Below are 23,575 nucleotides of genomic sequence, written 5' to 3'. Positions count from 1 at the left end.
TGGCAACATCCTGTTGACCTGAGGTGGCTAGACCTTCCCACGTAACATGTCACTTGAAACGGAAATCAGCTGTATTATTCAGTCTTTAACCCTCCATTAATCCAGTGTTCACAAGCATCTTTATAATAGTCTTCCATAAAAAAATAGCTATCAAGTACTTTGAACTGCCCCCTGTCAAGTAGACAGTGGAAATAAATAAAAGACATTAGGCGGCTTTAACCCTGTATTCTAAGGGACTAAGGCCGCTTAATCTTTTTTGTAATCTTTCAGTATTATAAAAATGAATATACTCATCAATATCTTCCTTCAACTCTTCAAACGTACTGTACTTGTTTAAGTAATACTTCTCACATTTCAATGTTCCCCAAAATCCCTCCATTGGTCCATTATCAATGCACCTTCCCACTCTTGACATACTCTGTACTATTTCTGCTTTCTCTATTTTCCTTTTAAATGTAGGGGAAGTGTATTGATATCCTCGGTCACTGTGAAGCAGTGGAGTTGCTCCTGTGTTAACTTCCAAAGCTAAATCGAGGGTTTTAAAAACCAATGAATTATTATTGGAAGTACCTAGTACATAGCTCACAATTGATCCATCATATAAATCCAAAATCGCACTCAAATAAGCTTTCTGTGAGACTCCGTATTTCATTTCGGTCACATCAGTTAGCCATTTTTCATTTGGCTTGTCGGAGTTGAATTTCCTGTTCAACACGTTTTCAGCCACATGCCGTGGTGTACTTGATTTATACTTCTTGCGCTTACATCGAATAACCGCCTGGATTCCAGCAATCTTCATCAGTCGGTAAACACGCTTATGGTTAATAGACTTCGATAAGGCACGTCTCAGATTCATCGTTATACGGCGATAACCATATATACCATCCACCTTATTGTGTAGGAGTAATATCTCCTCAAGAATTTCCTCATTCAACTTCTCATTTTCTGAAGGGGCACGATTAAGCCACTTGTAGTAGCCAGAGCGTTGAATTCTTGCAATCCCGCATATTAGCACAATGGAAAATTTCTCTTTCTCATGAAGTTCCTGGATGGCTATATATTTATCGATTAATCGAACTTGGCTTAAAGACGTCTCTTTCAACGCCTCCTTTCTAGTTCCTCCAACTTTTTTAAGAATGCAACTTCTGCACGAAGACACTTATTTTCCCGCTCTAACTTCTTCATATCACGCTGGTACTTCTCATCGGGAGTTAACTCTAGCTCTGCCTTAGTCCGGCCACGCTTGTCTTTAAGACCGTCTTCTCCTTCTTTCTCAAACTTCTTTACCCATTGATACACCTGTTGATAGGAAACATTAAACTGTTCCGATGCCTGATGATAATTTTTTCCATTCTGAAAGTAGTACATAACTATTTCCAAACGTTCTTCAAGTGCAGTGGACCGACCTTTAATCATAGAGTTATTCATCCTTTTCATCTCTTTTAAATCTCTATGATCATTATAAATCTTTATCCACCTTCGTAACACTGATCCACTGGAAATTTCGTACTTGCGTACAATCTCGCCTTGAGAATAGCCATTGGAAAGGTAGTCAAGGACCGCTGCCATTTTTACATCTTTAGAATACCTTTTCCATCCATCGGGATTATTAAGCCCGTCCATTCCATATGTTTGAAATTGGTAAATCCATTCTTTAATTGTTTCGTCAGAAACATTGTATTGGCGACAGAAGTCACTAATTGAAGTTTTTCTGTCCTCATAAGATACAATTACCTCATACTTTTGTTGTGCAGTAAAAGCACTTTTACCCATAGAAAAAAACCCCCAATAAAGGAAACAGATTTTTTATTATTTCATCTGTCTACCTTATTGGGAGCATATCACTTAACTTGATAGCTACTTTTTATTATTATTTAATTACCCCAAGTTCTTTACCAACTTTTTCATAAACAGCGATGGCTTCGTCTAGCATTTCTTTTGTATGGGCTGCAGTTGGCATGTTGCGTACGCGGCCAGTTCCTTTTGGTACAGTTGGGAAGACAATAGATTTTGCGTATACGCCTTCTTCGAATAGTCGTTTTGAGAATACCTGAGTTAATTTTTCGTCCCCGATAATACAAGGAGTTATCGGTGTTTCAGATGCACCGATGTCAAAGCCTAGTTTCGATAAACCAGCTTTTAGGTAGTCACCGTTTTCCCAAAGTTTATCGTGTAACTCTGTAGAATCAATGATCATTTGAACTGCTGCCGTTATTGCTGCTACATCACCAGGTGGTAGCGCTGTGGAGAATAAAAATGGACGCGAACGAACCTTTAACCAGTCGATTAAATCCTTTTTACCTGCAACGTATCCTCCTACGACACCTATTGCTTTGGAGAGGGTACCAATTTGAAAGTCGATTTCTTTTTCTAAACCAAAATGCTTAACAGTTCCTTTTCCTTTACCAGTCACACCTGAACCATGAGCATCGTCTACATAAGTAATAAGATCAAATTCTTTTGCAATTGCTACGATTTCTGGAAGCTTTGCAATATCTCCATCCATAGAGAAAACCCCGTCTGTAATTACCATTACTTTGTTGTATTGCCCAGATTCAGTTGCAGCTTTCGCTTTTTCACGTAAATCATCCATATCAGAGTGATTGAACGGTATTATTTTCGCACGTGATAGACGACAGCCATCAATAATAGATGCATGGTTTAGTTGGTCTGATAGTATTGCATCGTTTTTATCCATCACAGCAGAAATCGCTGCCATATTACAGTTAAAGCCTGATTGATACGAAATTGCAGCTTCTGTTCCTTTGAATTCAGCTAGCTTTTGCTCTAACTTAACATGAAGATCCAGCGTCCCGTTGATCGTACGAACTGCTCCTGCCCCAACTCCATACTTGTCCACTGCTTCTTTGGCAATTTGTTTAAGTTCTGGATTTGTTGCAAGACCTAAATAGTTATTAGAAGATAGGTTAATGAGCTCAGAACCTTTTACACTGATTTTCGCTCCATTTGGACCTTCTACAGGGTCGATTTCGTTATATAAACCTTGGCTTTTTAAATCATTTAAGTTTTCGGATAAAAAATTATTTAATACATGAGACATGTTCCTCATCCTTTCGCGGGTAATATTCTACTCTATCTTACCATGCTAACTGGATTGAGGAAAATAAAGCTGCCACTAAAAGCCCCACAGACATTTGTCATGGGGCTTTGCATTTGCTACATCCTGTTAAAATCTCTATATTTACCTTATCGTTTCAACCATTTTTTCCTGCAATTCACTCCATTTATCTTCTTCAATGGCAGAATCATAAAGCATCTTGATCATTTTCGATTCTCCAGCATATGTGCATAGATAATCTTGAGCAAGTTCCATTTCGTTTGAATAACGATTTCTCACTTCTAATATTTTATCCTCATTTAGCTTTGTTTGATCGATATGTGGGAAGAAATCTATAATTTCGTCTCCATCTCGCTCTGGTTCATAGATATGAGGGCTTGTTGCATCTACCACACATAACTGGAGTTGCGGAAGTACTACCCCGTCTACACTATTAGCATCAAGGCCACACCAAATATACCGAACATCTAAACCATGTAATTTAGCCTCTTCCCCAAACTTCTTCATAAAAGAAGATTTCCCACTACCTGGTAACCCTTTTATATACAATCTGGTTTTTAAATTTTTTGAAATTGACTCTAGTGTATCCTTTGCCCCAAGCGGGGTTAGCGATCCCATTAAACGATGTGTTACCTTCGGATTCTTTTGGAGTTGAATATTACCGATATTATTCTTTGTACAATCTTCAAGCAGTGCTGTAATCCCATCCCAGCTGATAGCTACCTGGATAAGCTGTTCCCATTCATCGTGTATCTTTTTTGCTCGGGACAATGCTTGAAGCCCTTTTGTTAGCCATACATCATTACTAATCTGTTTTTCTTTTACTATTGGACCAATGTCGCGGAGTTTCCGATCATTATAGGCTTCATAATACGGTACCCATTCATGGCCAGCCCCATAATAAGTGGGATCTACGGTGTCAGCTTGTAAGTAAAGGGTTTTAGTTTCATTAATATATAACCCCTCCAATAGATCTTCATGCATCGGATCATAAAACCACTCCATATTTTTACCTCGGCGTACGGCATTATAGCCTATTTCCTTAAATATATCCGTCAATCGATAGGTAGTGGGTCCTTTAAAGAAATATACTTTGTTCGCTTCTTGAATAATTTCTTTGTAAAAGCTTTTTACACCTTGTCCAGTATATGACCTTCCCATATAATGAGTAATTATTCCGTTCATAGCTTCATCCTCCCTATCATTCCTTCAAGAAATACTATATGCACTGCCCAGGTGAAATATGAAAAAGAGTGCGGAAAATCAGGATTGATTTTCCACACTCTTCTTCATATACGGCAATGTATAACCGGAAATCTTAAATAATAGTTTTTGGGATAATGGCAATGAATAGTGAACAATCTGCCCTAGCAGTAAAGCAATAATAATAGTACCGATTCCCACGGGACCACCAAGTGCCCAGCCCGCAAGTGCAACAATTATTTCAATACCAGTTCGCACCTTTTTAATACTCCAGCCCGTTTTCGCCATAAGCAGGAGCATAAGAGAGTCGCGTGGACCTGCTCCAACGTTCGGAGACACATACACCCCTACACCTATTGCCGTTATAGCAATTCCTATAACAAATATAATCAGTTGACCTATGTAACTTGTAATCTCAGGCAATAGCCAGTTAAACACATCAATAAAGGACCCTATAAAAAGAATATTTAACCATGTTCCAAGCTGTGGAAATTTCTTTGTTCCAATCATCGTGATCAGCACAATGATAATACCTGTCAAAATTGCCCACGTGCCAATAGTTAAACCAAGATGATTATATAAACCAACATGAAATACATCCCATGGTCCAATTCCAAATTGCTGTCCTTTAATGGTCATCGAAATTCCCAAAGCCATCGTTGTGACTCCGGCAACAAAAAATATCCAACGCCAAACTAATTGCTTCATTTTATTTCACCTACTTCCCGTTTCTGAAAACTACATATAAAGTCTCCAGTATATAGTAGGTCAATTATAACGATGTTTTAAAGAAACGATTACATTTTAATTATTGTTGCAATTCGACCATTCGTGAGTTGAAGTAAATCTTTGACGCTTAGTTTTATCTGAAGACCGATTTTCCCACCACTAACTAGGATAAAATCAAGGCTCTCTGCGCTTGTGTCTATCCATGTTGGAAATAGTTTCTTCATACCAATCGGGGAGCATCCGCCTCTAATATACCCAGTGGTCGGTAACAATTCTTTTAACGACAAAAGCTCCACTTTTTTCTCACCGACTGCTTGAGCTACTTCTTTTAAATTCAACTCCTTATGTACAGGAATAATACAAACAAAATGCTTATTAGTTCCAGCAGTAACAAGTAATGTTTTATACACAACAAAAACGGGATAGCCTATTTTATCCGCTACAGTTACCCCGTTTACTTGATCTCCAGTGAGCTCGTATTCAATTAATTCGAACGTAATTTTCTGTTGCTCTAATTTCCGAACTGCATTTGTTTTTTGTTTTTTGCTCATGTTCGAATGCTCCTTCTTAAGCTATAAGGAAGAAACTTGGCTGTTGGTCAGTGAAGCCATACTTTTTCATGTGTACTTGTAGTGAGTATTTCGCAATAGCTTGTTCTTTAAATCTTCTTTTCTGCAGATTCTCCAAATTTTCGCTCGGTATTTTAGGAGATTGAAAGTCGGATTGAACAGAAAGATTGGATACCGCTGCCTCATTTTCCCTTTGCCTCTTAGCTTCAACCTCAACCTGTCTAGTCGCTTGTTGGTTTAATGAGATTTGTGATTGGACTGTCTGAATTTTCGCAGTAGCACTAGCTGCCACTCGCAGCTCATTTGGAGACGGTTCATTAGAAGCAAGAGCTGCACTTCGAACTTCTTCCAGTAGTTCAATCGTTTTCTCGGGTGTTGGTCCACCAATTGTTTGTACAGGCATAGAAGGGCCTTTAATATCTAGCATACTTTTGTTTTTTTCAAGTTGCTGAAATTCTTTAACCGCCGCACGTACTTCTGGAGAATCGTTTTCTTTTTCTTTTTTCCCAAGTAGTAAATGCTCCAACTCATCTAAGGTTCGATTCTGTTTAGGCTGATAAAACAGAGCATTTTTGCGATAAGTTTGTCCTACTTCTTTTCGTTGAAAAGCACGCTTTCGTTGCTCTATCTCTGCTATTGTATTGGAAGTGCCATTACCAGTTGCTCTTACTAACGTCATCTTTTCCACCCCTTTCCATATAATTGTCCTTCTTAACATTTTACCACTTTCACCAAATATTCAATCTTACTTTTGTCATAGAATAGGTATGCACAAAGACTCAAATATTTTTTGGTAAAATTTACCGACTTTAGGTCTTTAGTTCTACAAAAATAAACCTCCGAAGTCGCTCTTTCGGAGGCCTATTCTAATATATTTAAATTTCTCGTTCGAATTAGATAGGAATAATTTGTTCCATATAATCCTTGATCATTTCTTCACTCATTTCCCCTGTGATGACTTTCTCTATTTTACCATTTGGGTTGATAAGTAAGGTGGTTGGTAAAGGATTAATCTTGTAAGTTTCCATCACACTTTTTTTGTCATCGATTAGTACTGGAAAAGTTAATCCTTTACGATCTATAAATTTTTGAACCGCAAAATCAGACTCTCCTATATTTACCGCCAATATTTCTAGTCCCTGGTCTTTATATACTTGATATTGTTTATCCATAAGTGGAAATTCTCGTTCGCATGGTTTACACCAGGTTCCCCAAAAATTTAAGAAGACTCCTTTACCTTTATAATCGGATAGTTGATGTTTTTCTCCATTCATATCCACAAGTGCAAAATCTGGAGCATCATCCCCTACCTGTATTAACGCGGTTCTCTCCTTCGTTAAATTTGTATAAATAGTAAAAACAATCGCCACTACCATTAAAGCTAAAATAATTGTCCGCATATAGAAGCGCTTTTTCTTTTTATCCATCGTTATGGCTCCCCCTTCTTTAATGACTTAATTACGTTTCCACAGCACTAGCATCATTCCCAATATAAATGTAAATGCAATGAATGCCAAAAATGGAATTGTTACAAAACCAAACCAATTGATATATTGTCCTGAACATGGAACTCCGTTTGTACATGCACTGAACACACTTAAAGAAGGAATTTTTTGCAGTGCATAATGATAACTTGATACTAGCATCCCAATCACTGACAGCGGAAGAATATACTTATAAATCTTTCCGTCATTCTGATAAAAAGCGATACCTAAGAAAATGACAAGTGGATACATCAAAATTCGCTGATACCAGCAGAGCGTACATGGTATAAATCCCATCCGTTCACTAAAAAATAAGCTACCTAACATCGCTATAATCGACGTTATCCATGCTAAGAGAAGCGGTTTATTTACCATCTGTTGACTCATCTACCATTTCCACAAAATCATCCATGGTTTGTCCAGTAAATTCTTTACCACCAATATAAATTGTTGGTGTCGAATTGACACCAAGATTATTTGCTGTACTCATATCTTTATCCCAAGCAACCTTTGCTTTTCCTTCACTGAAGGCAAGCTTCACTTTTTCAACTTCTTCCTGAGTTGCAACTTCTGCTAAAACCGCACTCAAAAACTCATCTGACATTAAATTCTCTTGACCTGAGTCGTTCGTTTGATTTTCGAATAGAAGATGATGGAACTCCCAGAATTTCTCGTTACCTAGTTCTTGATAAACCGATTCCGCAAATTGTGCTGACGTAATCGAATCTGCAGCAATAAACGAATAATTCATAAAGTAAAATTTTGCCTTACCTGATTCTATTAATTCCTCGTTAATCATCGGTAGGAGTGTGCTATTAAATTCCCCACAGTGCGGACATTTATAATCACCAAATTCAACTATCTCAACTGGTGCAGACTCTTCTCCCAGAAATGGTTGCCCCTTGTAATCTATTACTACGGAATCTTCTTTAGCATTCGTTAACATGACTATAGCAATCAGGCATATAGCTAAAACTCCGATGAACCAAAATATTTTCTTAGACAAATAAAACACTCCTCTTGTTAAATTAAAACTACATTATGTAGTGTAAAGTGATAAAAATTTACGCAAGAGCGTAAATAAAAAATGCACATATCAAAACAAATATAGCTAATGACAAAAATGCTTTTTTTAATGGAACCTGCCACCGAACATCCTTTAATGGATCTAATATATACTCAATCCGGTAATTTACAGATGTATCCGCAAATGATGCATAAGCAAATGGCATTTTTTCTTGCTTACCAACCTTCAACATCTTCAATAATGCACTACCTAAGTTCACAGATGTCTCCTGTTTACTAATAGCAAATTCATCTGCCAATACTTCCTTAATAATTCTATACTGATGATTGAACCACTTTAGAATCGGGATGTATCCAATTGTGGATCCACAAAGTGAAAGTATAAATATTTTTAATGGATCACGATTGTTCTTATGATACATCTCGTGAGAAATGACTGCTTTTAACTCATCATCCGTTAGTATGCTTATCAATCCTGTTGATATAACAATTTGGGGCTTTACGAATCCCATGGTTATAGCTATTGGTGCAGGATTCGATACGATAATGATATCTTTTTCCCCGCTACTATGTGTTTGGTTCATATTGTTCGTGAGCAAATTATCTTTATATCGTTCAAAATGTCTTTTCAATCGTGAAGAATAGAAAAATTGAGAACCTATTTGCCAAATGGTAAGCAACAGCGTATAGATTACGAGTGCATCAAGTGCATATTCAAGTGAAGACAGTCCGATTCCCTTCAACCAACTGTGACAAACTACCACAATATTAAATTTGACGTTCCAACCAGCCAACATAGACAGGACATATAAAGCCATTTGAATAAAAATCGTTCCTGAAATGACAAGTGACAAGAAAAATATAAATGAAGATTGACGTTTAGACATACACTACATATCCTTTTTCAATTCTTTAATTTTTTGCTCGAGCTTAGCAACTAAATCATCATCTACATCTTCTAGCGCGTCTAACATATGACTGACTACGACATTCCCGAACTCATCCATTAATTCATTTGTCATTTCTTTTGACTGCTGACTCAAAAATTCTACTCTTGACTGAACAGGCTTATAAAGAGATGACCTACCTTCTGCCCGCTTTTCAAGAATCCCTTTTTCAACTAAGCGGTTCATAACCGTCATCACTGTATTAAAGTTAGTCATCTTTTCCTTATCTAAAACTTGCTGAACATCTTTTATCGTCATTTCTACGTCATTCCAGAGAATGTCCATAATTTTAGCTTCAAGAGGGCCAAAAAAGCGGTTTAATCCACTTTCATTAATTTTAAACTTTCTAATCAACATCAATTTACCACCTCACATTACTCATTGTAGTGCAAATGTTTCTCGAATGGAAGTATTTTATTCAAGAAATACTGTTGTTCCAAGTTAACTAGAGCCGAACGCAGTCTGGTAAGCCTGTCGATTACTTCGATTATTCATTGCTCCCAATTGCTATTGTATAAATTTCACCTGAAATGTTCATACTTCCAAAAAAGAAGAAGGTGAACACTTTGACTAAGTTTGAATTAACCTTAAATGATTTTTATGTTGAAACTCTGAATGACATTGTTAGACAATTCAACGAACTTGTACCTGAGCATTCTTCATATTCTTATTCAGCGCAAGATGTAATTGAATTACTACTTGTTCGTGAACATGTGAATAGCGAATTAAAACTCATTAGACCTTGAAAAAGGTCTTCTTATATATTGAGATGTACTTTAATCGATTTATGATGTCTTTTTCAGCTTTTCAAAGCCACTAAATTTAAATAACTCTGTTATGGTTCATTATAAAAATAGAACTACAAAAAGGAGAAAGTAATTATGGAATTAGTTGTTCATGAAATTAAACGTTTAGTAGAAGATTATTACAAATGTCCTAACTTCCTAATTAAAGAGCAAATCCTTAAGGATATTGAACTCTTGAAAGATGCATTACTACTTTTAAAAATTGACTTTGAATTAGATACTCCGTTAAAACATACATGATAATACAATATCTTTTTTTAAACAAGAAGATGTGTAATTTTAATAATTAGCCTAAATATCTTCATCATCAGACGTTTACATATTTATGCTTTGCAAAAAGGAATATACTAATACTATAAAAATATAATAGAGGGATATGAAATATGGACAATTGTTTTTTCATCAAATATTTTTAGAATATTTCCACAACTTATCCACAATGTTGATAACTTATTAAGTTGGATTTTGCTTTCATAGCAGTCTTCACTTTCTTCCTCAATCTTCAATACTTCTTCAACTCATCTAATTCAATTAATCATCCGATATGTAAGAATGCCAATAATGGGATCTTGGCGAATGCATTAAGTTCCCAAGTTCCTCCGTCATCTTCAAGTAATCCATTAAGAATACTGTATAGAGCAAATTAAAGAGACTAAAAATGGATTGGTCAAATAATGACACAATCCATTTTTAGATACTAGCTACTCAAATTTCATCCCTTTTAATAAATCTGCAAAAGCATTATTAATCGGCTCTTCTTCTTTATCTTGTTGTTTCAAATACTTCTGAACAGATTTTTTATCTACTTTACCGCCACCTTCTTTTTTACGACGCGCTTCGAAAGCAGATAATTTCTCTCGATGACCACATTTACATACGAAAATTTGTCCTTCTCCTTCCCCACGAAGTTCTAATTTCTTTTTACACTGTGGGCAGCGAGCGTTAGTAACACGGGCTACATTCTTACGATGACCACATTCGCGATCTTGACATACAAGCATTTTGCCTTTTTTACCGTTTACTTCAAGCATTGGTTTTCCACAGTCTGGGCAGGATTTCGTGGATATGTTATCGTGCTTGTATTTTTTATCGCTACCTTTAATCTCCGCTACGATTTCTTTTGTGTAGTTTTTCATTTCTGATATAAATACTTCTTTTTTCAGTTTGCCATTAGCAATAGCTTCAAGTTTTTGCTCCCACTTAGCAGTAAGTGTAGGAGATTTTAATTCTTCCGGGACTAAATCAAGCAGCTGTTTTCCTTTTGAAGTTAGGTATATATCCTTTCCTTTCTTCTCCATTAAGAATGAATTAAATAACTTTTCGATAATGTCTGCACGTGTTGCGACAGTTCCCAATCCACCAGTGGATTTCAATGTTTCAGCAAGGTTTTTATTTTGTGTTTCCATAAACTTCGACGGATTTTCCATTGCCGATAGTAATGTTGCTTCATTAAAACGAGCAGGTGGCTTTGTTTGTCCTGAAATCTGCGCAATTAATGTTACGTTTAAAGTATTCCCTTTTTCTATACGAGGTAGAATTTGTTCTTTTAAGTCTTCCGAAGTATCATCGTCTTCGAATCGATTTTCATATACTTCTTTCCAACCACTTGATAAAATAGTTTTCCCACTAGCAACGAATTTTTCATCACTGATTTTTGCACGAAGTGTTAATTGCTCGTATTCAAATGCCGGGAATAATACTGCTAAGAAGCGTTTTACTACTAAATCGTAAATTTTGCGTTCTTTATCATTAAAAGCTGAGAAATTTACATAGCCTTCTGTTGGAATAATCGCATGATGATCACTGACTTTGCTATCATCGACAAACGTTTTCGAAGCTTTTATAGGTCTCTTTAAAATCTTATTGGTTAGCAAGCGATATTCCCCTATACCACAAGCTTTAAGACGTTCAGAAAGCGTTCCAACAATATCCGTCGAGATGAAACGTGAATCTGTTCTTGGATATGTTAATACTTTGTGCTGTTCATACAGCTTTTGCATTATATTTAATGTATCTTTTGCAGAAAAACCAAAGATTTTATTGGCATCACGCTGAAGTTCCGTTAGATCATATAGACCAGGTGAATATGTTTTCTTTGGTTTCCTTTCAATTTCCGTCACAGTCGCATTAGCATTGCCTAGTTTTTTTACAATCGCATCGATTTTGTCTTTATCGAAGCTCCGGCTATTTCCTTGAGCATCTTGCCAAGTAAGCTTTAACTTATCAATAGTTTGCGCTTCTATACCGTAATAAGTTTGAGCTTTGAAGTGCTTAATCTCTTCTTCTCGCTTAGCAATAATAGCAACGACTGGAGTTTGAACTCTTCCACAGTTTAGCTGCGCATTGAACTTTGTAGTTAATGCACGACTTGCATTTAACCCAATATACCAATCTGCCTCGGAGCGAGCTACAGCTGAAGCGTATAGGTTTTCATATGCTTTACCAGGTTTTAAGTTAGTAAATCCATCTTTAATCGCTTTATCCGTTACAGATGATATCCATAGTCGTCTAATTGGTTTATTTACTTTTGCTTTTGTAATAATCCATCTCGCTACTAATTCACCCTCACGACCGGCGTCAGTTGCTATAATAATCTCATTAACGTCTCCACGAGTAAGTTGAGATTTCACTGCATTGAATTGCTTTCCTGATTGTTTTATAACTGTAAGCTTAAGGTGATCTGGTAGCATAGGTAAATCTTCTAAATTCCACGATTTATATTTCACATCATAACTCTCAGGATCTGCCAAGGTTACAAGATGCCCTAAAGCCCAAGTAACAATATAGTCTTTGCCTTCTAAATAGCCATTTCCTTTTTTATCACATTTAAGTACACGTGCAATATCACGTGCAACAGATGGTTTTTCTGCTAACACTAAACGTTTTGCCATTAATAACATCCTTTCATAAATCCCTATCCTAAATATATCACACGTTTTATATTGGTTCAGTTTTGTCCTAAAAACATTACAACCTTATTTTAATATGCTACAAGGGTAATATAGTTTTAGCTACACATCAAATTACTACTACGATTAGTGTGTGTTTTCTATCATACGAATAATAGATTTTATTTAATTTTATACTCAATTCACTATAAATTATTCTGGAAACTCCAGTACCGGTCACATTTACATCATTTCGTTACTGAAACATTACTTTTTTCTCACAAATTATATTCAACAAATGATATTATTGACATAATAATAAAGGATGAAAGAGGTGAAATAGTTGGATGCATATAATACTTTTACACAAACAATATTAAATACTTCTGAGGATTTAATCCTCGTTTTGGACGAAACAGGCAAGATATTAAATAAGAATAATGCGTGGAATAAGATTAAGCATGTAAATGAATATACCCTACTTATTACAGAAAACTTTAACTTCACCGATTTATTGGAGTCAACCAATAACTACGAGCAACTAGATTCTATCCAACAGGTACTGCGTGGTGAAATCGATGAATTTCGAAAAGAATTTACAAGCCTTATAGAAAGTAACCACTATAGTTACTTATTCCATTCGTACAAATTGAATCTTTCTTCGAATAGAATAGGTGCAATTATTATATATTCATTATCGAAAAAGCATCTGGTAGTGAATTCAGAGACGACTAATATTTTAGAAAGTATGACAGATGCTTTCTTTTCTGTGGATAAACATTGGAATGTTACCTATATAAACGAATACGGAAAAACATTACTAAGCGAAGTGCATACAAGCTTTAACTATTGTAATTCCGAAAGTCCATCTTTAATAGAAACAGAATTTTACCCTTTCCTTCAACAGGTTATGTTAGAGAAAAAAACTAGGCAACAGGAAATTTATATCCCCTCTATCCCAACTTGGTTCGAGGTAAAAGCCTACCCCATGGCTGAAGGAGGATTGTCCGTATTTTTTCATCATATAGCCGAAAGAAAAAATATAGAGAAGGATTTAAGAAGTCTTGCTTATTATGACTTTTTAACGAACTTGCCTAATCGAAGAATGACTTACGATATTCTCAAGCACAAAATAAAAAAGAATCAGTCTTTTTCCTTTTTTTACATAGATTTAGATGGTTTCAAATTAATAAATGATATGTATGGTCATGCACGAGGGGATGCACTTCTTGTAGAAATAGCTAAGTTTTTTAACCAAAGTATGGAGATCGATAAAGTAGTTGCACGTGTCGGCGGTGATGAGTTTGTTATATTTACAGATGAAGTAAATAAGGAACAGCTAAGCGTTATAGCTAATAAACTGATTCAAGATTTCCAACAAACTTCCGAATCCAAATCAGTACCTTCTATTCCACTAAGCCTTAGTATTGGAATTTCCAGGTATCCTATGGATGCACCTGACACTGATTTACTGTTTCGTTACGCTAATATTGCTATGTATGATTCTAAGAAACGAAATGTTAATAACTTCAGTTTCTTTGAACACTCTATGATTGAAGAATTAGAAAGAAAGGTAAATATTGAAAATGAATTACACGGAGACTTAAGGGAAACATCGCTTCATTTTGTTGTACAACCTCAGTTCAATTCTATAACTAATGAAGTAATTGGAATAGAGGTACTCACGCGTTGGATTCATCCAAAATACGGATATATTACTCCCCCAGAGTTTATTGAAATTGCCGATAATAGTGGAAGAATTGAGGAACTAACAAAGTATTTAATCAGCGAGGTATTTGCCAAAGTTTCTAGTTGGATTCAAGATTATGGATTTGATAAGTCTGTAGCTATCAATATCACTCCTAAGCTACTTGGAAATAGGCAGTTTTTTAATGATTTAATCCATTTTATCCAGTACTATAGAGTTCCACCCCAAATGGTAGATATTGAAATTACAGAAAATGCAAACTTAGAAACTGATCAAAATATATTAGAAAATATTGCATTTTGTAGAAAGCATGGAATTCGCTTATCACTAGATGATTTCGGGACAGGATATTCAAAGCTAGCAGATCTTGTAGATTTTCAAATAGATAAATTGAAAATCGATAAGTATTTTGTGGACAAGATTGGAAAAGAAACAAATGCAGAGCTCATTCTACATACATTTATGAATCTTGCCAAAGGATTAAAATGCGATGTTCTCGCTGAAGGTGTAGAATCAAAAGAACAGGTAGACTATTTAAATACTCTTGGTCTAACATACTTCCAGGGATATTATTTCTCAAAACCTATTTCTTTCGATGAATTTGAAGAAAAATACTTACGAAGCAACTAATAGAGCAGGTGAAGAAAAATGTACATTTTTCTTCACCTGTATTTGTTATCTTGATGCAACTGCCTATTTTATTTGAATAGAAGCAGAGCCGTCTAAGTAATTGGGATATGCAATGAAATCTAGTCTAACTGGGTTAATTATATCTTTCTCATCTAAAGTATTTATAGAAAATTGTTCTTTATCGTTGCCATGATTACTCTGTCCAGGTATATCAACTATTTCACCTTTTGCATTTTCTCCTTGAGAAAATAAGGTATACATATAATTCTCTCTAATCGGATAATATTTAAGTTCGATTGTATTGCTGCCAATGTTTAATACTTCTATTTTTCCATGTGAAGGCTGTTCCAGGATTTCCTTCTTTGCAAAGTCTACTAGCAAATAGCTTTCCTTCTTAGGGAGTGCTTGCACTTTATCGAACTTTAAATATAGCTCTTTCGGCTCCTTAAAATAATTACTTTGTAAGAAGTACGTATTTTCTTTGTTTTGATTTTCACCGCGACCAGATATCCCATTACGAATAGAACTCCATATTTCACCGTTTTCATCTTCTATCCGCATATCCTCAAACTGCAATATTTTCATTTTGTTTTGTTTATTAAATTCTAATGTAACAGCTACTCTTAATGGATATATCTTTATTTTTTTTACTTTTATTTGTTGACCTTCTATCTCAACAGTTTCATTTAATGTATATATTTTCCCGGGCTTAATTTCTTTTTTGAGTGTAAAAGGTACATTGAAAGGCGTTGTTTTGTTATTTTGCTCTACATCAAACTGAATTTCAAATTTATTACTTGTAAATTGTTCTGTCTCTCCAAAAACAAAACTAAATTTGTCCACTATTCTATTTGCTGTTTCTTGGTCTGGTAGATCATAACCAACAGATGCTACTAGTTCGTGTCCATCGTTAAATACCTTAACTACTTGGTAACCCATGCCTTCAAGTGAATGGGGAGCTTCTAATGTATAAAAGACTTCTGCACCTGTTTCATCAATAATAATTCCATCGACAGTAAGGGTCATATTATCTTTAATTTGGCTTTTACCTATTGGTTCATAATAATCATTTTCAACGATTGCTTTCATGCCTTTATCTAGCTGAACGAGATGCACGAACCTATCCATGCCTGGTATTGCAGAAATAGCACTCGCAAATGCAGGTGATACACGAATGGATGTCACGAAGGTTAGTAGTAGAATTGCAGCAACTGAAAAAGCCCATAACGTCTTTTTACGCTTTTGCTTTTTGTTTTTCGCTTGGAGTACCCCTTGCTGAATAGCATCATTTACGAGTTGTTCAGGTACTTCAACTTTTTCTAACCTATTTTTAGTTTCTTCAAGCATTTGTTCTTCCTTTTCAAACATGGTCCGCATCTCCTTTCTCCGTTAGAAAACATTTTAATGACTTGAGTGCTTTGTGAAGCCTTGACTTGACAGTGCCTTCTGGAATTTTCTCTAGTTCTGCAATTTCTTTTATTTTCGTATTTTGAAAGTACTTTAGAAATATTAACTGCTGTTCAACACTAGACAAGGATTCTATTGCTTCGTTCATCTCTAGGTGAGTCGCATCTTCAAATCCTATCTTCTGTAGCACCTCGCTTGAACTATATCTTTTACGCTTTTTCAACTGGTCCTGACAGTAATTCATCATGATACGAACTAGCCATGTTTTCACGTAGCTTGGTTCTTTAACTGTATGTATTTTTTGATATGCTCGAAAAGTTACTTCCTGCATAGCTTCAAGAGCATCATGTTCATTTTTTAAAAATGCAAAAGCCGTACGATATAATGTATCTTTATATAATTGCATTAACTTTAAGAAAGCCTGGTCATCCCCTTTAATGGCTTTTTTAGCAATTTCTGATTCTACCACTCGGTCACCCCCCTTGTTCTGATATACATTAGACATTGCAAAGTCGAAAAAGTTCATTTAAATTTTAAATTTTTTTCCTATGAATGGTTATAAATGTGATTATTAAAATGGATATGATATTAAATTGTGGTTACTTGCGCACACAAGCTGGTTACTTGCTTTCAGCTCATTTTAACTTGCTCACCAGATAGATTTACTTGCGCTATTTTCTATTTACTTGCTTTCCCGTTGCTATTACTTGCCCTTAGGATATTTTTCCCATAAGCAGATCACTTTCTCATACTCTTTCAGCTACTAAGCATTTGTTACTCCATATTAAAAAAAAGATGTCTCGATTTACCGAGACATCTTAGTTTAACTTAGTGTGTATCTATTGTTTCCTTGCAGAGGTTTTTGCTCATTTCGGCGTATTGGACAAATACGCGAGCTAGCTCTCTTAAACGATCATGTACATCACTATCAATAATGACATTATTTTCATCGAAATGGTTTTTATGAGTATACACATAATTAGGTGTAACTAGGCATCTAAAATAATCTAATATCGGTTTCAGCTGATTTTCAATTACAAGATGATGCTGATATGTTCCTCCATTCGCCACGATTGATACTGGTTTATAGCGCATTGACTTTGGATGTAGGAAATCGAATGTGTTTTTTAGTACACCTGGTATGGACCCCTGGAAAATAGGTGAAGCAATTATAAAACCATCCGCTTGGTCAAATTTACTTACAAGCAGTTTCATATCATCGTTGTAGTTTTCAAATGGACGTCCATCTACAAATTGATGCTCGTAATTTGAAAGGCTAATAATTTCTAATTTGTATTCTTTATTAATTTCTTCTATATAGTCTTTCACTTTTTCTAAGATGACACCTGTTTTCGTGCCAATTATCGTTCCGTCTACGAGTAGAATTTTCACAATACAGAACCTCCTTATTCACCCTTATTGTATCAAAAAAAGGCGATATTTTTGCAAAATGAAACTGTATTTATTAAAGTTCATCCTTTTGACGGAGAGGTATTATCGTTATTTGACTCTAGTATATGTGTCGGAGGTGTCAAGCTCACGACAAGATCACCTGGATTTGCACTGAGCTCCATTTTGGTCGTAAAGAACTTTAAGGTGCCATCTGCTCGAAGGATATAGAGCAGAGTTGAGTCTTTAGCGCGAGCATCAAGGTATTGGTTGTAATCATACTGCTCTGTAATATTAGTCTTACGAATGACAAAACCTTTTAGCACAAGTTCCGTTAAATCATAAATATTCGCGGAGCTATTGAATAGTATTTTACCTCCAATAGATGGATGGTACTCACTTTCTGAAACATTGCTAGAAGCAGTTTGATATAGTGCATCTCGTCCCAACTCCACTACAAAGTTTGAGCAGATCAATGCATTATAAGCATCCATTTCTGTAGCGGCAATCATTTTAGGAAAAGGAGCCAAATCTAAGGAATACTCTGTTTGCTCGGACAATATATCCCCTGCATAAGTTGGTACTCCTAGTTTTCTTGCATATCTTAGTTGTTCCCATGAATTGTCCACTACTAGTACATCCATTTTCTCGTTAAGCAATGAAAGTGCGAGCTCTGCAGTGAAAGCATTTCCACCAACAATTAGTACACCTGGTTTTTCTGTGGCAACAAGCTTGAGTTTTTTAGCAACCCATCCAATGGAAAATCCGTGGAAAATAACGGTTGCAAATACGAGTGCAAAAGTTAAGGCTATAAGCATTTCTGCATCTTCATACCCGCTTTCTTGTAACACAGTAGCAAAATATCCGGAAACAGTGAGGGCCACTATCCCACGAGGTGCAATCCAACCGATTAATATTTTTTCATTGTTCATTAGGTCAGTCCCAATGGTCGATAACCATATTGATAAAGGGCGAACGATAAACAACATGGCTAATACAAATAATACGATTTGAGGATTGAAAATTTCCAATAAAATACTCGGGTCTAAGGACGCTGTTAACATTACAAAAATACTAGAAACAAGTAACACAGATATGTTTTCTTTGAAATGTCTCATATCGTTGATGGATGCAATATGCATATTTGCCATCGTTATGCCCATCGCAGTTACAGCAAGTAAACCTGTTTCATGCATTATTACATCTGAGAAAACAAAAACTAATAGCACAACAGCAAACACTACAGGTGCTTTTAAATACTCTGGAATCTGACCTTTTTCAAACATTTTCCCTAATACCCAGCCGAATAACCAACCTAATCCCCCGGCAAAAATAGAACCTGTAAAGAAAAGTAAAAACGATGTGAATGACTCATCGCCATTTATAAACTTAATAGCTTCAAATGCAAATACAGCTAATAATGCACCAAACGGATCTACTACAATTCCTTCCCATTTTAGAATTGCGGCTGTTCTGGATTTCAACTTTGCTTGTCTAAGTAATGGCAAAATAACCGTTGGACCAGTCACGATAAATAGCCCACCGATAACAAATGCGACAGCAACTGATAGCCCAGCAATATAATGCGCAGCAAGAGAGCCTGCGATCCAGGCTATGAAAGCTCCAAGCGTTACAATACGGGTAAGTGGCTTGCTAAAGCTTCGTACTTCACGGAAATCTAAATTTAAACTTCCTTCAAATAAAATAATAGCTACTGCTAAAGAAATAAGAGGGCTAAACAATTCCCCCAAGCTCTCTTGAGGGTTGACCAAACCCAAAATAGGTCCTATTAATAGTCCTACAATTGACATTAATACAATTGCAGGCATTCTTATCCGCCATGCTAACCACTGTGAAAATATTCCTACTACTACAACAAACATCAAAACAAATAACATCGAGTCAAACATAGCGTCTCCCCTTACTTATTGACTTTTTCCTGATCTACAAAAATATCTTCTCGCTTTTCCCAATTGAATAATTCTTCTCGTGAAATCGGCTGTTCCTCTATATCCTCTAAGGGTTTAGCGTTTAAAATATCTAATGGTCTATAGATTGTTACATCATTTTTAGTATTATGTATTGCGAAATGGTACATAGCAAAAGCCAATTGTTTCCCTTCAATGGACCGCATTCTTCTTAAAGGTCCTATTAATATAGGGTTTAAAAGTTGAAAAACACCTTCAGATAGGCGCTCTGCTAGGCGAAACTCGCCTCGGTCACCTGTTAGCAAGGATGGTTTATAAATGAAAAGATGTGGTAGCTCCATTTCCATTAACGCCTCCTCCATCCTACCCTTCACCTGACTATAGAAGAAAGGGGACTTTTTATTGGAGCCAACCGCTGAGATAACATGAAAATTTGGAATCCCACGTTTTTTGGCTAAAGAAGCAATTCGTAATGGGTATTCTAAATCTACTTTCTCAAAGTTCTTTTTTGATTTAGCTTTTTTCATCGTAGTTCCCAGACAGCAAAATAGGTCATCCGCAATATCTAAATCATCTTCCCCTAATTTATCAAAATCCTTTACTTGAATGTCTAGTTTGGCATGTTTATAAGAAAAATCTCTTCTGACGATGACTGAAACCGCAGCATATTCTTCACTCTCACATAGTTGTTTTACTAAAAACTGTCCAGTAAAACCCGTAGCACCTACTACTATAGCTACCCTTTTAGCCATTTTACTTTCCCCCTTGTCATAAGCACCTGTCCATTTCCATACACTAAAGAGATAACCTTTGGAAAGGAAGATGTAATTTGAAACTAGCTTATTTATTGAATACATTACCACACCGTGGACTTTATCCTGCAGATCGTGCAGTAGCATTGCTTGCTACTTTAAAACCAACTAACTTTGAAATTTTTGTGCTTAGCTCTAATACAAGCCTCATTCAATATTTAAAAAAACTACAGATTAAACCTCTTTTGTATAGAAATAATTCTCACCTGATAGAGGAAATGAGAGCTTTTAATCCAACTTGCATTATGCATGATGGGGGAAATTCTGAAAAAGATCTTATTCGCCGTTTAAAAGTGTTAGATAGTACGCTTATTCACTTGGACGACCATGGAGATGGTGGGGCTTTAGCTGATTTGGTTATTCAATCGTTGTATGAAAATCCTAAGGACGTAACGAAAGAGTGCTATGTATATGGTCCGCTTGGATATATTCCAACCAAACAAATTGTCTATAAAAATAATAACACGATACAGGATCCCCCGCATATAATCGTATCTTTCCCTCATGAAGATCCCGAAAATTTAACTTACCGAACTTTAAGGCATCTTGTACAGCTTCACATTCCACTTCAGATTAGCGTGTTAGTGGATGAGCATTACAAGCATGACATACTTGAACTAAAACGTTTTGCACTTACTCGTAAATCGATACAAATTATCTCTACATCGGAACCTGATACATTCATTTCTAATAGTGATATTGTCATAACTTCTGGATCATATATGCCATTCCTAGTGGCACAATTTCAAATACCTTGCATTGTTCTTTGTGCTCATGAAGAAGAAGTTAACTACGCATTCCCACAGGAAGGACATGGCTTCGCAAACTTAGGACTTGGTAGGAAGATAAAACAATCTTATCTTCAAAACGCAGTAATGGAAATTATCTTGCATGATAATAGAAGAAATGCCTATATACAAAAACAGAAACGATTTGATTTTAGTAATAACTTAGTAGAATTGGTAAAACTAATTGAACAAACAATTGCAAGTTCAAAAGAGGAACAAGAAATAGTACGCTAAGTCCATTTTTATGCTACAATAAATGCAAAATGCTGAAGGTGATCGATGATGACAAAATCACAGCTACAATCAGAAATTGCAGAGCTTAAATTGGACTATATTAACTTGCAAGGTGATATGGAAAAATTAGAATCAAATGGCCATCCTACTCAAGTTGAAAATGCTGAACGTAGACTAGCAAAAATGGAAGAAAAACTTGCAGAACTAAACAAACAGCTCGCGGACTTATCATAAGCCGCAGAGCTTTCTTTTTGGAGGAAATAAAAACATGAGCTTATTAGTAGAAAATTTAGGACATACATTCGGTGATCGTACGTTATTCAAGGAAGTTTCATTTCGCTTAGTCGAAGGTGAGCATGTAGGACTTGTAGGTGCAAACGGTGTTGGCAAATCAACATTGATGAATATTTTAACAGGAGAAATCATTCATGACGAAGGTCGAGTAGAATGGTTACCAAACACACATTATGGATATTTAGATCAGCATACACGTCTACAATCTGGACGCTCTATGTTTGATACGCTTCGTGATGCATTTTTGCCTCTTTATAAAAAAGAAGAAGAGTTAAATGAAATAATCGGTAAAATGGGCGATGCAACACCTGATGAGCTAGAAGTATTATTAGAGCAAATGGCAGAAATTCAAGATGCTTTAGATGCTGGCGATTTTTATTCATTAGATATGAAGGTAGAGGAAGTTGCTCGCGGTCTTGGATTGGATGCTATTGGACTGGACCGTCCAGTAGAAGCACTTTCTGGCGGTCAGCGTACAAAGGTTTTACTTGCAAAGCTATTATTAGAAAAGCCTAAAGTATTGCTGCTAGATGAGCCTACCAACTATTTAGACGAAGAGCATGTAAACTGGCTTTCCAACTATTTGAAAAACTATCCGCACGCATTCTTATTGATTTCCCATGATACAGAGTTCATGAATGGAATTGTCGATGTTATTTTTCACTTGGAATTTTCTAAACTTACACGATACACTGCATCGTATGAAAAGTTCTTAGAACTTGCCGAGCTGAATAAAAGACAACATATCGATGCTTATGAGAAGCAGCAGGATTTTATAAAGAAACAAGAAGATTTTATCGCCAAAAATAAAGCACGATACTCCACAACAGGACGAGCAAAATCTCGTCAAAAACAGTTGGATCGAATTGAACGAATTGATCGCCCTGAAACGGCAGCCAAACCAGAATTTAGCTTCAAGGAATCTCGTAGCCCTAGTCGCTACGTTGTAGAAGCTGAGCACTTGGAAATCGGTTACGATTCAGCGTTACTACCACCATTAACGTTTACGATTGAACGTGGTGAAAAAATTGCACTTGTTGGAATGAACGGAATTGGGAAATCGACCTTACTAAAAACTATTCTCGGCAAAATACCGCCTGTAAATGGGACAGTAACACGTGGTGATTTCTTAACACCTTGTTATTTCGAACAGGAAGTAAAACCTGGAAATATTACACCAATCGAAGCTATCTGGGAAACCTATCCAAGTATGGGCCAAGCCCAAGTGCGTGGTGCATTAGCTCGTACTGGCCTTAAGAGCGAACATATCTCCCGTCCCCTCTCTAGTTTAAGTGGTGGAGAGCAAGCAAAAGTTCGTCTGTGTAAGCTTATGATGGAAGAAACAAACTGGTTAATTTTCGATGAGCCCACAAATCATCTGGATATACATGCAAAAGAAGAATTGAAACGAGCAATGAAAGAATTCAAAGGTACAATTGTGCTAGTTAGCCATGAACCTGAGTTTTATGAAGACCTTGTAACGAAAGTATGGAACGTGGAAGAGTGGTTCTCTACTGGGAAAGAAGTTATTAAAGAATAATAAATACTCGAAGACCCTAAGTGTGTTTGCACTAAGGGTCTTTTCCGCTTATTGAGTATCATAGTATTTACTTCTATATGAAAAAGAGCCTCCCATCAAAATGGAGGCTCTTTA

23 protein-coding genes are annotated in these 23,575 nt (G+C 36.0%); 6 read left to right on the top strand and 17 right to left on the bottom strand.

The features are described 5' to 3' along the window. Nucleotides 1-205: 205 nt before the first annotated feature. From ACQCPR_RS03140 to ACQCPR_RS03090, 11 genes are all read right to left on the bottom strand, one after another. Nucleotides 206-1,773, bottom strand: a protein-coding gene (locus ACQCPR_RS03140) for an IS3 family transposase (protein WP_427138151.1) whose coding sequence is annotated in 2 segments (ribosomal slippage) — nt 206-1,122 and nt 1,122-1,773 — 1,569 coding nt in all. Because the reading frame shifts where the segments join, the coding sequence is not laid out codon by codon here. Nucleotides 1,774-1,870: 97 nt separating this feature from the next. After that, the gene (locus tag ACQCPR_RS03135; protein WP_427138150.1) at nt 1,871-3,061 is read right to left on the bottom strand and encodes a glycine C-acetyltransferase; all 1,191 of its coding nucleotides are present in this window, start codon (nt 3,059-3,061) and stop codon (nt 1,871-1,873) included. 141 nt (nt 3,062-3,202) lie between these two features. Then, entirely contained in the window at nt 3,203-4,264 is a 1,062-nt protein-coding gene (locus ACQCPR_RS03130; protein ID WP_427138149.1) for a hypothetical protein, read from the bottom strand. 78 nt (nt 4,265-4,342) lie between these two features. After that, nucleotides 4,343-4,990 carry a YczE/YyaS/YitT family protein gene (locus tag ACQCPR_RS03125; protein ID WP_269920789.1) on the bottom strand — a complete coding sequence of 216 codons (648 nt, stop codon included), beginning with the start codon at nt 4,988-4,990 and terminating at the stop codon, nt 4,343-4,345. Between the two features lie 89 nt (nt 4,991-5,079). Then, nucleotides 5,080-5,562: a Cys-tRNA(Pro) deacylase gene (gene ybaK / locus ACQCPR_RS03120; RefSeq protein ID WP_427138148.1), complete on the bottom strand. Its 483-nt coding sequence runs from the start codon at nt 5,560-5,562 to the stop codon at nt 5,080-5,082. Nucleotides 5,563-5,578: 16 nt separating this feature from the next. Next, the gene (locus ACQCPR_RS03115; RefSeq protein ID WP_427138147.1) at nt 5,579-6,259 is read right to left on the bottom strand and encodes a hypothetical protein; all 681 of its coding nucleotides are present in this window, start codon (nt 6,257-6,259) and stop codon (nt 5,579-5,581) included. Between the two features lie 214 nt (nt 6,260-6,473). Beyond that, the gene (gene resA, locus ACQCPR_RS03110) at nt 6,474-7,007 is read right to left on the bottom strand and encodes a thiol-disulfide oxidoreductase ResA (protein WP_427138146.1); all 534 of its coding nucleotides are present in this window, start codon (nt 7,005-7,007) and stop codon (nt 6,474-6,476) included. Nucleotides 7,008-7,034: 27 nt separating this feature from the next. Next, the gene (locus ACQCPR_RS03105; protein ID WP_427138145.1) at nt 7,035-7,439 is read right to left on the bottom strand and encodes a disulfide oxidoreductase; all 405 of its coding nucleotides are present in this window, start codon (nt 7,437-7,439) and stop codon (nt 7,035-7,037) included. Then, nucleotides 7,429-8,079, bottom strand: coding sequence for a DsbA family protein (locus ACQCPR_RS03100; RefSeq protein ID WP_427138144.1), 651 nt, complete (start codon nt 8,077-8,079; stop codon nt 7,429-7,431). Before ACQCPR_RS03100 ends, ACQCPR_RS03105 begins: the two co-directional genes overlap by 11 nt. 49 nt (nt 8,080-8,128) lie before the next feature. After that, nucleotides 8,129-8,977 carry a M56 family metallopeptidase gene (locus ACQCPR_RS03095; protein WP_090564597.1) on the bottom strand — a complete coding sequence of 283 codons (849 nt, stop codon included), beginning with the start codon at nt 8,975-8,977 and terminating at the stop codon, nt 8,129-8,131. 3 nt (nt 8,978-8,980) lie between these two features. Beyond that, nucleotides 8,981-9,394: a BlaI/MecI/CopY family transcriptional regulator gene (locus tag ACQCPR_RS03090; protein ID WP_090564599.1), complete on the bottom strand. Its 414-nt coding sequence runs from the start codon at nt 9,392-9,394 to the stop codon at nt 8,981-8,983. Nucleotides 9,395-9,603: 209 nt separating this feature from the next. Between ACQCPR_RS03090 and ACQCPR_RS03085 the strand changes: the two genes are divergently transcribed. Next, on the top strand, nt 9,604-9,783 hold the full coding sequence (locus tag ACQCPR_RS03085) for a hypothetical protein (RefSeq protein ID WP_090564601.1): 180 nt from the start codon (nt 9,604-9,606) through the stop codon (nt 9,781-9,783). 135 nt (nt 9,784-9,918) lie between these two features. Next, the gene (locus tag ACQCPR_RS03080; protein ID WP_427138143.1) at nt 9,919-10,083 is read left to right on the top strand and encodes a hypothetical protein; all 165 of its coding nucleotides are present in this window, start codon (nt 9,919-9,921) and stop codon (nt 10,081-10,083) included. A 461-nt stretch (nt 10,084-10,544) separates the two neighbouring features. Here the strand turns inward: ACQCPR_RS03080 and ACQCPR_RS03075 are convergent, their stop codons facing one another. After that, on the bottom strand, nt 10,545-12,734 hold the full coding sequence (locus ACQCPR_RS03075; RefSeq protein WP_427138142.1) for a DNA topoisomerase III: 2,190 nt from the start codon (nt 12,732-12,734) through the stop codon (nt 10,545-10,547). Nucleotides 12,735-13,074: 340 nt separating this feature from the next. On the opposite strand from ACQCPR_RS03075, the gene ACQCPR_RS03070 reads away from it, so the two are divergent. Continuing rightward, complete coding sequence (locus ACQCPR_RS03070) at nt 13,075-15,069, top strand: EAL domain-containing protein (RefSeq protein ID WP_427138141.1); 1,995 nt, start codon at nt 13,075-13,077, stop codon at nt 15,067-15,069. Nucleotides 15,070-15,132: 63 nt separating this feature from the next. Here the strand turns inward: ACQCPR_RS03070 and ACQCPR_RS03065 are convergent, their stop codons facing one another. From ACQCPR_RS03065 to ACQCPR_RS03045, 5 genes are all read right to left on the bottom strand, one after another. Next, a complete protein-coding gene (locus ACQCPR_RS03065) occupies nt 15,133-16,437 on the bottom strand; it encodes a DUF4179 domain-containing protein (RefSeq protein ID WP_427138140.1) in 1,305 nt (434 codons plus the stop codon). Beyond that, the gene (locus ACQCPR_RS03060) at nt 16,430-16,945 is read right to left on the bottom strand and encodes a sigma-70 family RNA polymerase sigma factor (RefSeq protein ID WP_427138139.1); all 516 of its coding nucleotides are present in this window, start codon (nt 16,943-16,945) and stop codon (nt 16,430-16,432) included. The genes ACQCPR_RS03065 and ACQCPR_RS03060 overlap by 8 nt, the downstream gene beginning before the upstream one ends. Before the next feature lie 359 nt (nt 16,946-17,304). Then, the gene (locus ACQCPR_RS03055) at nt 17,305-17,868 is read right to left on the bottom strand and encodes an NADPH-dependent FMN reductase (protein WP_427138138.1); all 564 of its coding nucleotides are present in this window, start codon (nt 17,866-17,868) and stop codon (nt 17,305-17,307) included. 80 nt (nt 17,869-17,948) lie between these two features. Then, nucleotides 17,949-19,775, bottom strand: coding sequence for a cation:proton antiporter (locus ACQCPR_RS03050; protein ID WP_427138137.1), 1,827 nt, complete (start codon nt 19,773-19,775; stop codon nt 17,949-17,951). Between the two features lie 11 nt (nt 19,776-19,786). After that, a complete protein-coding gene (locus ACQCPR_RS03045; RefSeq protein WP_427138136.1) occupies nt 19,787-20,545 on the bottom strand; it encodes an NAD(P)H-binding protein in 759 nt (252 codons plus the stop codon). Nucleotides 20,546-20,622: 77 nt separating this feature from the next. Between ACQCPR_RS03045 and ACQCPR_RS03040 the strand changes: the two genes are divergently transcribed. From ACQCPR_RS03040 to ACQCPR_RS03030, 3 genes are read left to right on the top strand one after another with little or no spacing between them, the layout of a single operon-like run. Continuing rightward, complete coding sequence (locus ACQCPR_RS03040) at nt 20,623-21,627, top strand: hypothetical protein (protein WP_427138135.1); 1,005 nt, start codon at nt 20,623-20,625, stop codon at nt 21,625-21,627. A gap of 45 nt (nt 21,628-21,672) precedes the next feature. Beyond that, entirely contained in the window at nt 21,673-21,861 is a 189-nt protein-coding gene (locus ACQCPR_RS03035; RefSeq protein WP_241595070.1) for an SE1832 family protein, read from the top strand. Nucleotides 21,862-21,895: 34 nt separating this feature from the next. Further along, nucleotides 21,896-23,461, top strand: coding sequence for an ABC-F family ATP-binding cassette domain-containing protein (locus ACQCPR_RS03030; protein WP_427138134.1), 1,566 nt, complete (start codon nt 21,896-21,898; stop codon nt 23,459-23,461). The last annotated feature ends 114 nt before the right edge of the window (nt 23,462-23,575 follow it).

The sequence above is a fragment of the Psychrobacillus psychrodurans genome, from assembly GCF_050209195.1.
GTDB classification, from domain to species: Bacteria; Bacillota; Bacilli; order Bacillales_A; family Planococcaceae; genus Psychrobacillus; species Psychrobacillus psychrodurans.
This window is presented reverse-complemented; position numbering and strand designations above follow the sequence as displayed.